The sequence below is a fragment of the Streptomyces sp. NPDC001678 genome (genome assembly GCF_042892945.1).
Classification (GTDB): domain Bacteria; phylum Actinomycetota; class Actinomycetes; order Streptomycetales; family Streptomycetaceae; genus Streptomyces.
Genome location: NZ_JBIAUP010000009.1, coordinates 251847 through 263961, shown reverse-complemented (window position 1 = coordinate 263961; position 12115 = coordinate 251847). Strand labels below are relative to the sequence as shown.

Here is a 12115-nt window from a genome sequence, read left to right as displayed (position 1 = left end):
CTATGGGTGCGGCAGGTCGGACGCACCTTGGGGGATCGTCCCCTCTCGGAATGCCTGCACTGTCTCGTCGAAGGCGGGGTCTGCGAAGTAGTGCGAATGACCCAAGGTCGCCGGGTAGCAAGGGTTCCCTTTCCGTCGCCCGAAATGCGAGGGGTCGAGGAGCCGCTGGTCGATCGGGAGCTTCCCTCCGGGGTCCTTCGGGGGTGGTTCGAGCACCCAGCCACCGATCGGATCGCTCAGCCGGTAGAGATTGCGCCAGCACCAGCGGTGTGGATCGGCGGGCGGTCCTTCGGGGGTGAGCAGTCCACCGAGCCTTTCGAGGCTTTCGCCATCGAAGTACGCAGGGAAGAAGCGGACGAAGAGGGTGGTCAGCGGGCAGCCGTAGGTGAGCAGACGGATCCGCGTGCCGGCTTTGGCCGCGCTCTGCAGGACCAGGGCGGCCCCGACGACCGTTCCCTGGGAGTGACAGGAAACGATCACAAAGCCCCGGTCGGCCGGAGGCGCCTCCTTGGGGCCGGTCAGGAAGTCGAGCCTCACGAGCAGGTCGGGGACGGTGCGTTCGGCGTAACAGGGCGGCGCCAAGGGATGCGTCGCACGCGGCCAGAACGTACCGATGTCCCAGACGATGCCCACGGTCCGACGGAATAGAGGATTGCGGTAGGCCTGTCTCCCCGCCCACAGGAGCCCCAGGAAGCCGGCGCTGAGGGCGAGGTTGGACACCAGGGTCAGCGTGGGATGGCCGGTGACGAGGCGCGGGCCCGGCCTCCAGAACAGGAAGACACCCGCCACCGTCACAACGGCGGCCAGGGAGAGGAAGACTCCGAGCGCCCTCTGGCCGGCCCCCTCGACCGACTGTGCGCGTGCCCAGCTCCGGGCGATCTGCCGGAGACGCCGGGGGTCGCTGCGGGTTTCCTCGCCACCGCATTCCTTGCTGCCGGATTCCTCGCCACCGTATTCCTCGTGGACCATCTCCATGAAGCCCCGGCAGGCGCGGCAGATTCTCCGCCAGGAGCACAGCAGCAGCACGCCGGCGAAGACGATGAGGAGGGTAAAACCCGCACCTCCCCAGAAGTACGCGTCCGGCACCAGCATCGAGATCTGCTCCCCGGTCTGCTGCGTCCTCCTGCTCGACGGAGCCACCGGGGTGCCCAGGATTTCCGCCGTGCGCAGCATGAGCCCCGCTGCCAGGGATTGCGCCATCCCCCAGCCGAGAAACGCGGCACCGGTCAGGGCGAGGCCGTGCCATGCAGGCCGGGGCAGCTCGGGGAGGGGCGAGGACGCCCGGGCGTCCCTGTGCCTACGGATCTGCGAGAACAGAAGGAACGCGAGGAGGACCAGCTGGACGACGAGCAGCCAATGGATCCATGCCACTTCCCACGGCAACTGGCCCGCAGGCGAATCAACGTTCCCACTCGTCCATGACGCGGCCACGCCACCGCCGAGGACAAGGCCGGCCCCGGCCCACGGCAGGAGCCGATAGGCGTCACGCTCGCGCCGGCCGGCCGGGTCGTCCGTCCTGGGTCTCGGGCGTTCCGCAGTTCTGGAGCGTAGGACCATGACCACGACGAATGCCACCGTGGCCAGCGCCAGCACCAGGGGCAGAGTGCGGAAGAAGTGCACCCCCCAGGTCCAGTTCGCACTGTCGGTCAGCGCCCCTGGTCCCCGCTCCGGGCCCTTGAGCAGCGGGGCGAGCAGGAACACCGCCGTCAGCGCAAAGGCACCCGCGACGTGGAGCGCGCGCAGGCGCCGGACGGGCTCCCGCCCGTTCCACAGCTTTCGGTCTTCCAGCGGTGTTTCGTTCCGGGGATCGCCGGAGCTCTGCGGCACGCGCTGCACCTCGGCGACTTCCCACGTTTTGTTGCCCAGGTACCACAGCAATGCGATCAGGGCGACCGGCACCAGGGCCGCCACGGTGAGGTGGCGCCCGGTGGCATTGAGCCAGCTGTACTGCAGCCATTGCAACCAGCCCGTGCCCCCCATGCATTGCTTGCCCGTAGAGTGCGGTACGGCGGCGTTGCCGCATTGCCAGCCGATCAGGTCCACGGAGGCCGACACCGCCGCGAGGACGTAGGTCGCGGTGAGCGAGAAGGCGAGCACTCGCTGGACCCATCCCCGGAACCCCACAGTCCAGTCCGGTTTCCTCATTTCCTGCACGGTGTGGCCGGGATCCGTGTAATAGGCCATGTTGACAAACATGAACGGCAGCAAGAGAAGCCACAGCGCCCGCTGGCCGTCGCCCGACGTCAATCCTCCCCATGAATAGGCCTCACGCCGGAATTCTTTGGTGTCATGCGCCGTGGTCTCGTTCTCCCACTGGCGCCGGTAGAAGCCGGCCTCTTTGTCACCCGCTACGCATTCCACCAGAGGGTGCTCCAGCGACGATTCCGGCGGGGTTCCCGACACCCCGTGGACCCGCAATTCCGTCCATCCCTTGGTGTCGGAGTCGACGTAAAGGTCCATAACCGCCTCCCGACGCATGAGACCTCTCTTCTCAGGCTCACCCCCGCACCACGCGCATGCCAACCGGGGCGAAGCGGACTTCCGCCACCAAGGTCAGCGTCTGCCGGACAGCCTCAACCGCGATGCGGGCCGTACCCTCCAGCCGGAGAAGCAGGTCACCTCACCTGTACAGAGAACGCCTCGTACGCCCGCTCGTCGAAGAGGACGAAGCGGACCTCCTCCACGTTCGTTTCCGCTGCCCGCACCGTCTCGACCGCGATGCGGGCCGCGTCCTCCATGGGCCAGCGGAAGATGCCCGTCGAAATCGCCGGGAACGCCACCGTGCGGGCACCCAGTTCGTCCGCCACGCGCAGGGACTCGCGGTGGCAGGACGCCAGCAGCTCCGAGCGGTCCTCCTCCTGGGAGTACACCGGGCCCACCGTGTGGATGACCCACCGCGCGGGCAGCCGGCCCGCCGGGGTGGCCACCGCCCGGCCCGTGGGGAGGCCCTTGCCGTAGTGGGAGGCGCGCAGGGCGCGGCAGGCGGCGAGGATTTCGGGGCCGCCCGCGCGGTGGATGGCGCCGTCGACGCCGCCGCCTCCGAGGAGGGAGGAGTTCGCCGCGTTGACGATGGCGTCGACGTGCTGCCCGGTGATGTCGCCCTGGACACAGATGATGGTGGTCATGGCACCGTATTCAGCCACATTCCACCGGTAAGGGGTACTCCGGCCTGCGGTTTTCCCGTGAGATCGCCGAGATCCGCCCGTTCGGGAAGCGGAAACCGGGCAACCTGTCAGCGGGCCTGTGCCTCCTTCTGTTGTGTGCGGCCGCGCCGCCACGCACGAGGCGTGGGCCTCATTGACTTCATCGCGTACGGCACGCGGGAAAACGAGGGATACATGGGCGTGGGAGGAAGGGCCGCACTCCGGGCGGGGGCGGGGCGGGGGCGTGGGGCCGAGCTGATGATGCTGGGCTTCGCGGTGCTGCTCACCGTGCTCGGTTACGCCTCCGTGGGGGTGGCCGTCGACGGCCGTGTGCCCGAGGCGCTGCCGGGATACGCTCTGGGGCTTTCGGCGGCCGCCGCGGTCGCGCACGCCGTGGTGCGGGTGTTCGCGCCGTACGCGGACCCGCTGATCCTGCCGATCGCGATCGGGCTGAGCGGGCTGGGGCTGGTGCTGATCCACCGGCTGGACATCTCGTACGCGCTCCGCTGGCACTCCGAGCCGTTCGAGCGGAACCAGCTGATGTGGAGCGGCATCGGGCTCGCCGTCTGTCTGGGCATCGTGGCGCTGCTGAAGGACCACCGGCTGCTCCAGCGGTACACCTACATCATGGTGTTCGCGGCGCTGGTGCTGCTGATGGCCCCGGCGTTCTTCGGCGCGGACGCCTACGGCGCCAAGCGGTGGATCAAGCTGGGCGCGCTGTCGTTCCAGCCGGGCGAGTTCGTCAAGATCGCCATCGCGGTGTTCTTCGCGGGGTACCTGACCGTGCACAAGGACGCGCTGGCGCTGGCCGGGCGGCGGGTGATGGGGTTCCAGCTGCCGCGCGGGCGGCAGTTCGGGCCGATCGCCGGGGTGTGGGTGCTGAGCCTGCTGGTCCTGATCTTCGAGCGGGACCTGGGGACGTCGCTCATCTTCTTCGGGCTCTTTGTGATCATGCTCTATGTGGCCACCGAACGCACCAGCTGGGTGCTGACGGGGCTGCTGATGTTCGCTGTCGGAGCGGTCGTGGTGGCGTCCTTCGAGCCGCATGTCCACGGCCGTGTCGCCGCCTGGCTCCACCCGATGGACTACTACAAGGTGCCCCGGCCGCCCGGGATCGTCTCGGACCAGGCCGCGCAGGCCCTGTTCAGCTTCGGCAGCGGCGGCGTCCTGGGCACCGGCCTGGGGCGGGGGCACTCCGACCTCATCAAGTTCGCCGGGCGCAGCGACTTCATCCTCACCACGGTCGGCGAGGAGCTCGGGCTCGTCGGCATGATGGCCCTGTTCCTGCTGTTCGCGCTGCTGATCGAGCGGGGGCTGCGGACCGCGCTCGACGCCCGTGACCCGTTCGGGAAGCTGCTGGCCACGGGGCTGTCGGGGGCGCTGGCCCTTCAGGTGTTCGTGGTCTCCGGAGGCGTCATGGGCCTCATTCCGCTGACCGGCAAGGCGCTTCCCTTCCTCGCCTCCGGCGGTTCCTCGCAGGTGGCCACGTGGATACTCATCGCACTGCTGCTCAAGATCAGCGATTCCGCGCGCAGGCCCGCCCCCGGACCGGCGGCCGGGGCGGACGACCAGGCCACCCAGTTGATCCGGCGCTAGCCGGCATCGAGCCCGGGTCAGGCCTGCTCGCCGGCGTCCTTCGCCCACAGGGAACGGACGTGGCCGAGGTGGCGCGTCATGCACGCCTCGGCGGCCTCGGCGTCCCCCGTCAGCATCACGTCGAGGAGCTCCAGGTGCTCCTCGGCCGAGTGGATCAGCTCGCCGCGCTCGTCCAGTGCGTCCAGGCCGTACAGGCGCGAGCGCTTGCGGAGGTCGCCGACGGTCTCGACGAGGCGTTCGTTGCCGGACAGGGCCAGCAGCGCGAGGTGGAACTGCCGGTCGGCCTCCAGATAGCCGATGAGGTCGTGGTCGCGCGCGGCGCGCACGATCTCCTCGGCGACCGGGCGGAGCGCCTCCAGCTCCTCGCGGGCGGCGGTGCGTGTGATCCGGCCGACCGTGGGAACCTCGATCAGCGTGCGGATCTCGGTGTACTGGTCCAGGTCCCGCTCGTTGACCTCGGTCACCCGGAAGCCCTTGTTGCGGACCGGCTCGACGAGGCCCTCGCGGGCCAGGTCGAGCATGGCCTCCCGCACGGGCGTGGCGGAGACGCCGAAGTCCTCCGCGAGCCCGGGCGCCGAGTAGACCTGGCCGGGGCGGAGTTCGCCGGAGATCAGCGCGGCCCGCAGGGCGTGGGCCACCTGGTCGCGCAGCCGCTCGGTGGCGGTGATGAGGTTGCGCTGCTTCAGGTGTCCCATGGTGTCCCGACTCCCTTTTCGTGCTCCGGTCCGGACCATCCAGCGTACAATGTCACATTGCGTTACGGAGTCAGGGTGTAGGTCCTGCTCGACGTGTAGAACTCCAGGGCCGCGCGGCCCTGTTCGCGTGGACCGTGCCCGGACGCCTTCGCGCCGCCGAAGGGCAGGTGGAAGTCGACTCCGGTGGACGGGGCGTTGACGCGGATCATGCCCGTGTCCAGGCGGTCCAGGGCGTCGAGCGTCATGGCGAGGTCCCCGGTGTGGACCGAGGTGACCAGTCCGTGGGGGACGGAGTTGGCGATCCGTACCGCCTCCGCCACGTCGTCCGCCGGCAGGAGGGCGGCGATCGGGCCGAAGACCTCCTCGCTCAGCAGCCGGTGACCCTCCGGCACCTTCTCGGCCAGGGTGGGGGCCACGTACCAGCCAGGGCCCTCAGGGGCGCGCCCCTCGGCGAGCGTGTGAAGGCCCTCCCGGGCCCGCTCGAAGCGGTCGCGCGCCCGCTCGGAGACGAGCGGCCCGCACACGGTGGCCGGGTCCGCCGGATCGCCCACCGGCAGTGTGCGCAGCGCTTCGGCCAGGGCCTCGCGCAGCGGCTCCCGGGCAGCGCCCACCGCGATCACCCTGCTGGTGGCGGTGCACTTCTGGCCCGCGTACCCGGCGATCGCGGCGGCGATGTGGGCGGCGGCCCGTTCGATGTCGGCGTCGGGCAGGACGATCGCCGCGTTGAGACCGCCCATCTCGGCCTGCACCGGGATGCCTCGGGCGGTGGCCGCGCGGACGACCGCGTTGCCGACGGCCGTGGAGCCGGTGAAGGAGACGACGTCGGCGGTGGCGACGAGGGCCTCGCCCTCCTCGGCGCCGCCGGGGACGAGGGTGAACACCCCGTCCGGCAGCGCCTCCTGGACGATGCCGGCCAGGCGCCGGGCGCACGCCGTGGCCTCGGGGGCGGGCTTGAGGACGACGGCGTTGCCCGTGGCCAGCGCCGGGGCGGCCTTCCAGGACGGAATGGCGAGGGGGAAGTTCCAGGGGGTGATCAGGCCGGCGACGCCGTGCGGGCGGCGTCGGGTGAGCAGCAGCCCGGGGCCGGCGGCCGGCTCGTGGACGGTTCCCGTGGGCTCGTAGGGGGCCTGGGCGTAGTACCGCCAGATCGCGGCGGTGCGGGCCACCTCGGCCCGCGCCTCGGCGAACGGCTTGCCCACCTCCCGTACGGCGAGCCCGGCCAGTTCCCCGGCGGTCGCCTCGATGGCGGTCGCGACGGCGGTGAGCGCCGAGGAGCGGGCGGCCGCGCCGCCGGACAGCCATTGCGGCTGGGCGGCGCGCGCCCGTTCGACGGCCGCCGCGACGCCGGGCGCTCCGGCCGCCGGGAACTCGGCGACGACGTCGGAGGGGGCGGCCGGGTTGCGGGAGACGAGGGACGTCGTGGAGACAGGGGACGTCATAGCAGGAAGCCTCCGGGGAAGGGGTCGTCCGGGTCGAGGAAGTACTGGGCCGTGCCGGTGATCCAGGCCCGGCCGGTGATGGTGGGGACGACCGCGGGCACCCCGCCCACCTCGGTCTCCCCCACCAGACGGCCGGTGAAGCGCGTGCCGATGAAGGACTCGTTGACGAAGTCGCGGCCGAGCGGCAGCAGCCCCCGGGCGTGCAGCTGCGCCATCCGGGCGGAGGTTCCGGTGCCGCAGGGGGAACGGTCGAACCACCCCGGGTGGATGGCCATCGCGTGCCGCGAGTGGTGGGCGTCCGAGCCGGGCGCGGCGAGGTAGACGTGTTTGAGGCCGCTGATGCCGGGGTCCTCGGGGTGGACGGGCCGGTCCGGCGAGGCGTTGACGGCGGCCATGACCGCGAGTCCGGCGGCGAGCAGGTCGTCCTTGCGGGACCGGTCGAAGGGCAGGCCCAGCGCGTCCAGTTCGACGAACGCGTAGAAGTTGCCGCCGAAGGCGAGGTCGTACGTCACCGTGCCGTATCCGGGCACGTCCACCTTGCGGTCGAGACCGAGGCAGAAGGCGGGCACGTTGGTGATCGTGGCGGACCGCGCGGCGCCGTCCTCCACCCGTACGTCGACGGTGACCGGGCCGGCCGGGGCGTCGAGGCGCACGGTGGTGACGGGCTCGGTGACGGGCACCATGCCGGTCTCGACGAGGACGGTGGCGACGCCGATGGTGCCGTGCCCGCACATGGGCAGCACGCCGGACACCTCGATGAACAGGACGCCGTAGTCGGCGTCGGGGCGGGTGGGGGGCTGGAGGATCGCGCCGCTCATGGAGGCGTGGCCGCGCGGCTCGGTCATCAGGAGCGTCCGGAGGTGGTCCAGGTGCTCGATGAAGTGGAGCCGGCGTTCGGCCATGGTGGCACCGGGGATCACCCCGACGCCGCCGGTGATGACGCGGGTGGGCATGCCCTCGGTGTGCGAGTCGACGGCGTGGAAGACATGACGGGTGCGCACGGACGTCCTTTCGGGAGACGGAAGGGACGGAAGGGATGGTGGGGTCGATAGGGGCTGCTCAGCGGTGTCCGTCGGCGAGGGCCTTCTCGGTGGCGGCGCGCACCGCCGCCTCGGCCGCGCCGGTCAGCGGCAGACGGGGGTGGCGGGTGGGGCCGCCGCGGCGTCCGGCAATGTCCATGGACAGCTTGATCGCCTGGACGAACTCGGTCTTCGAGTCCCAGCGCAGCAGCGGGTGGAGGGCCCGGTACAGCGGCAGGGCCTTGGTCAGGTCCCCGGCGACGGCGGCGTGGTAGAGCTCGGCGCAGGCGGCGGGGAGGGCGTTGGGGTAGCCGGCGACCCAGCCGACGGCCCCGGCGACGGCGAGTTCGAGGAGGACGTCGTCGGCGCCGATGAGCAGGTCGAGCCCGGGGGCCAGCTCGGCGAGCTCGTAGGCGCGCCGGACGTCGCCGGAGAACTCCTTGACGGCCACGATGTGGCCGTCGGCGTGCAGCCGGGCGAGCAGGGCGGGAGTGAGGTCGACCTTGGTGTCGAGGGGGTTGTTGTAGGCGACGACGGGTATGCCGGCCCGGGCGACCTCGGCGTAGTGGGCGCGTACGGCGGCCTCGTCGGCCCGGTAGGCGTTCGGGGGCAGCAGCAGGACGGACCCGCAGCCCGCCTCGGCGGCCTGCTCGGCCCAGCGGCGGGCCTCGGCGGCGCCGTACGCGGCGACGCCGGGCATCACCCGGGCGCCGTCGCCGGCCGCCTCGACGGCGGTGCGGACGACGCGGGCGCGCTCGTCGGGGGTGAGGGTCTGGTACTCGCCGAGGGAGCCGTTGGGCACGACGCCGTCGCAGCCGTTGTCGAGGAGCCAGCGCACGTGCTCGGCGTAGGCGTCGTGGTCGACGGACAGGTCGTCGCGCAGCGGCAGCGCGGTGGCGACCATGATGCCGCGCCAGGGGTGGGTGGGGGTCCAGGAGTTGACGGTCATGGTGCGGTGGGCCTCTCTGTCTCGGGTTCTGTCTCGTGTTCTGTGCCGGGCTGTCCTGCGGGCTCGGAGCCGAGGGCCCCGAGCGGTACGGGTACGGCCAGTGGTCTGCGCTCGGCGGACGGCGGCACGGTCCCCTCCGCCGTGCCGCCGTCCGTCGTGCCTTCCGCCGCCAGGCAGGCGACGGCCGCCCCGCACATCCGCCCCTGGCACCAGCCCATGCCGGCGCGGGTGAGGAGCTTGACGGTGCGGGCGTCGTGGGCGCCGAGGTCGCGCACCGCCTCGCGGACGCGGCCGGCGGTGACCTCCTCGCAGCGGCAGACGTCGGTGTCGTCGGTGAGCCACCCCGTCCAGCCCCGGCCGGGGGCGTGGGCGGCGGCCATGGCCCCGGCGAAGGCGCGCAGCCGGGCCCGCTCGCGGCGCAGCCGCCGCAGCCGGGTGCCGCCGGTGAGCGGGGGGCGGCCGCCGAGGCGGGCGGCTATGGCGAGGCCGGCCAGCTCGCCCTCGGCGCGGGCCAGTTCCCAGCCGCCGACGCCGCCGGGCTCGCCCGCGGCCCACAGGCCGGGGACGGAGGTGCGCTGGAAGCCGTCCAGGACGAGCGCGGTGGTGCCGTCGGGGGTGCGGCGGGTGGCGCAGCCGAGGGTGGTGGCCAGTTCGATCCGGGGTACGAGCCCGTGGCCGACGGCCAGCGCGTCGCAGGCGACGCGGCGGCCGGTGCCGGGCAGCGGCCGCCAGTGCCGGTCGAGGCGGGCGATGGTGACGGCCTCCACCCGGTCGGTGCCGTGCACCTGGGTGACGGCGCCGCGGGTGTGCACGGGGACGCGATGGCGCAGCAGCGCCGTACCGTGGGTGGCCGCTTCAAGGAGCTTGTGGGGGTTGGTGGCGAGGGCGCGGGGGTGGCGGGCGTAGCCGGTGTAGCCGGAGGCGTCGACGACGGCGGGGACGTCCGCCCCGGCGGCGGCGAGCGAGGAGGCGACGGCGAGGAGCAGCGGCCCGCTGCCGGCGACGACGACGCGTCCGCCGGGCAGGACGAGCCCGGACTTCAGCATGGCCTGGGCTCCGCCGGCGCCCACGACGCCGGGCAGGGTCCAGCCGGGGAAGGGGAGTTGCCGTTCGTAGGCGCCGGTGGCGAGCAGGACGGCGCGTGCCCGTACGGTCACCGGTTCGTCGGCCTCGCCGTCGGCGCCGGTGAGGGCGTGCACGGTCCAGCGGTTCTCGGCCTCGCGGGTGACGGTCCACACGTGGTGTCCGGCGAGGTGGGTGACGCCGCCGGCGGCGAGGCGGTCGCGGAGCCGGGCGAAGGCGGGCCAGTGGTGGTGGAGGGACTGCGGCCGGGCCGCGCCGAGGGCGGGGTCGGGGTGGCGGAAGTACTGGCCGCCGGTGTGCGCGGCGGAGTCCAGCAGGGCGACGGTCAGGCCCGCTTCGTCGGCGGCGACGGCTCCGGCGAGGCCGGCGGGGCCGGCGCCGATGACGGCGAGGTCGTACGCCTCGGACGACGCGGGCCGCCCGGACGGCACGCCCTTCCCGGGCGGCGAGGCGGGCGAGGTCGGCTCAGACGGCGAGGTCGGCATGCCCGTGACCCTCCTGGGTGGTGACGCGGTCGCCGGGGCGGGCGGGCACGAGACAGGCGCGGCGGTTGGGGCGGCCGTTGACGGTGGCGAGGCAGTCGTAGCACTGCCCGATGCCGCAGAACGCGCCGCGCGGGCGCCCGCCGTCGCGGGTGGTGCGCCAGGCGAGGATGCCCGCCGCCCAGAGCGCGGCGGCGATCGTCTGGCCGGGCAGGGCGGGCACGGCGCGGCCGTCGAAGGTGATGGCGAACGGCGGTCCGGGGTCCGCCCCGACCAGGTCGGCGGGGGTACGGGCCACTGCGGGCCTCCTCTCGGGGATGGGGTGGGGTGGGCGGCGGGGCCGGGCCCTGGACGGACAGGTGACGTACGACGGACGGGCTTCGGAGAGCGGAGGACGACGGACGTCGGGCGGGCGGACTTGGGACGGCTTCGGGCAGCGGACGGACGGGCTTCGGACGGCGGGCGGTGACGGCAGGCGGCAGGCGGTGCCGTCGGGCGGCAGACGGCGCAGGCCAGGCGGCGAGGGCCGGGCAGCGGGCGTCAGGCAGCCGGAGCGAAACGGCCGGGCCGGAACGGTCCGGTGTCGAGCGGGGGTTCGGCGCCCGTCAGGAGCCGGGCGACGATCAGGCCGGTGGCCGGGGCGAGGCCGATGCCGGCGCCTTCGTGGCCGCAGGCGTGCAGCAGCCCGGGGACGCGCGGGTCGGCCCCGATGGCGGGCAGGTGGTCGGGCAGGTACGGGCGGAACCCCGCGTACGTCCGCATCGCCCGCACCCCGGCCAGGACCGGGAACAGGGCCGTGGCCCGGGCGGCGAGGAGGCGCAGCGCCTCGACGGACGGGGTGCGGTCGAAGCCGACCCGTTCGCGGCTGGCGCCGATGAGGACCGGGCCCGCCGGGGTGCCCTCGACGACCGCCGAGGTCTGGAGCGCCGCCGAGTCGCTGGCGACGTCGGCGACGTAGTCCGCCGCGTACACCTTGTGCCGCACCAGGCGCGGCAGCGGTTCGGTGACGAGCACGAAGCCCCGGCGGGGCAGGACGGGCAGGTGGGTGCCGGCGAGGCGGGCGAGGTCGCCGCCCCACGCTCCGGCCGCGTTCACGACGAGCGGGGCACGCACGGTGCCGGCCGGAGTACGGACGCCGCGCACCCCGCCGTCCGGGCCGGTGAGGATCGCGGTGACCTCCTCGCCGATGCGCACCCGGGCGCCCGAGGCGCGCAGCAGGTGGGCGGCGGCGAGGGCGGGCTGGACCTGGGCGTCCTGGGGGTAGTGGAAGCCGCCGGCGAGGCCGGGGGCCAGGTGGGGCTCCAGGTCGGGCAGGCGGTCCGCGGGTATCTCGTGGGCGGTGACGCCCGCCGTCGTCTGCGCCGCGGCGAAGTCCCGCAGCGCCTTCATGCCGGCGTCGGCGGAGGCGACGACCAGGCCGCCCTTGGGCTCGTACTCGACGCGGTCCGGGAGCCGCCCGGACAGGTCGTGCCACAATCGGGCGGACAGCAGGGCGAGTTCGAGTTCGGGGCCGGGTTCCTTGTCGGAGACCAGCAGATTGCCCTCGCCCGCCCCCGTGGTCCCGCCCGCGACGGGACCACGGTCGAGCACGGTGACGGAGAGGCCGTCGCGGGCGGCGTAGTAGGCACAGGCCGCGCCGACCACGCCCGCTCCGACGACGATGACGTCCGGGGAGTCGCTCATGAACACGGCAGTAATATTTCACATTG

The 12115-nt window shown here is 73.1% G+C and carries 10 protein-coding genes; 1 reads left to right on the top strand and 9 read right to left on the bottom strand.

Annotation, left to right across the window (positions count from 1 at the left end; translation table 11 throughout):
- Together ACFYZR_RS20750 and ACFYZR_RS20745 are read right to left on the bottom strand one after the other, a co-directional pair.
- Entirely contained in the window at positions 1-2460 is a 2460-nt protein-coding gene (locus ACFYZR_RS20750) for a hypothetical protein (protein WP_391912282.1), read from the bottom strand.
- A gap of 155 nt (positions 2461-2615) precedes the next feature.
- Positions 2616-3125, bottom strand: a complete 510-nt coding sequence (locus tag ACFYZR_RS20745) for an O-acetyl-ADP-ribose deacetylase (RefSeq protein ID WP_391912280.1) — start codon at positions 3123-3125, stop codon at positions 2616-2618.
- 279 nt (positions 3126-3404) lie between these two features.
- On the opposite strand from ACFYZR_RS20745, the gene ACFYZR_RS20740 reads away from it, so the two are divergent.
- Positions 3405-4739 (top strand): FtsW/RodA/SpoVE family cell cycle protein, encoded by a 1335-nt coding sequence (locus ACFYZR_RS20740; protein ID WP_391912385.1) that lies wholly within the window; start codon positions 3405-3407, stop codon positions 4737-4739.
- A 17-nt stretch (positions 4740-4756) separates the two neighbouring features.
- On the opposite strand, the gene ACFYZR_RS20735 is transcribed toward ACFYZR_RS20740, so the two are convergent.
- From ACFYZR_RS20735 to ACFYZR_RS20705, 7 genes are all read right to left on the bottom strand, one after another.
- Entirely contained in the window at positions 4757-5434 is a 678-nt protein-coding gene (locus tag ACFYZR_RS20735) for a GntR family transcriptional regulator (protein ID WP_391912278.1), read from the bottom strand.
- Between the two features lie 62 nt (positions 5435-5496).
- The gene (locus ACFYZR_RS20730) at positions 5497-6873 is read right to left on the bottom strand and encodes an aldehyde dehydrogenase family protein (RefSeq protein ID WP_391912276.1); all 1377 of its coding nucleotides are present in this window, start codon (positions 6871-6873) and stop codon (positions 5497-5499) included.
- Positions 6870-7874, bottom strand: a complete 1005-nt coding sequence (locus ACFYZR_RS20725; RefSeq protein WP_391912274.1) for a proline racemase family protein — start codon at positions 7872-7874, stop codon at positions 6870-6872. Before ACFYZR_RS20725 ends, ACFYZR_RS20730 begins: the two co-directional genes overlap by 4 nt.
- A 58-nt stretch (positions 7875-7932) precedes the next feature.
- Complete coding sequence (locus ACFYZR_RS20720) at positions 7933-8841, bottom strand: dihydrodipicolinate synthase family protein (protein WP_391912271.1); 909 nt, start codon at positions 8839-8841, stop codon at positions 7933-7935.
- Positions 8838-10409 (bottom strand): FAD-dependent oxidoreductase, encoded by a 1572-nt coding sequence (locus ACFYZR_RS20715; protein ID WP_391912269.1) that lies wholly within the window; start codon positions 10407-10409, stop codon positions 8838-8840. Before ACFYZR_RS20715 ends, ACFYZR_RS20720 begins: the two co-directional genes overlap by 4 nt.
- Positions 10390-10704, bottom strand: a complete 315-nt coding sequence (locus ACFYZR_RS20710; protein ID WP_391912267.1) for a (2Fe-2S)-binding protein — start codon at positions 10702-10704, stop codon at positions 10390-10392. The genes ACFYZR_RS20715 and ACFYZR_RS20710 overlap by 20 nt, the downstream gene beginning before the upstream one ends.
- Positions 10705-10946: 242 nt before the next feature.
- Positions 10947-12089: an NAD(P)/FAD-dependent oxidoreductase gene (locus ACFYZR_RS20705; RefSeq protein ID WP_391912265.1), complete on the bottom strand. Its 1143-nt coding sequence runs from the start codon at positions 12087-12089 to the stop codon at positions 10947-10949.
- Between the last annotated feature and the right edge of the window lie 26 nt (positions 12090-12115).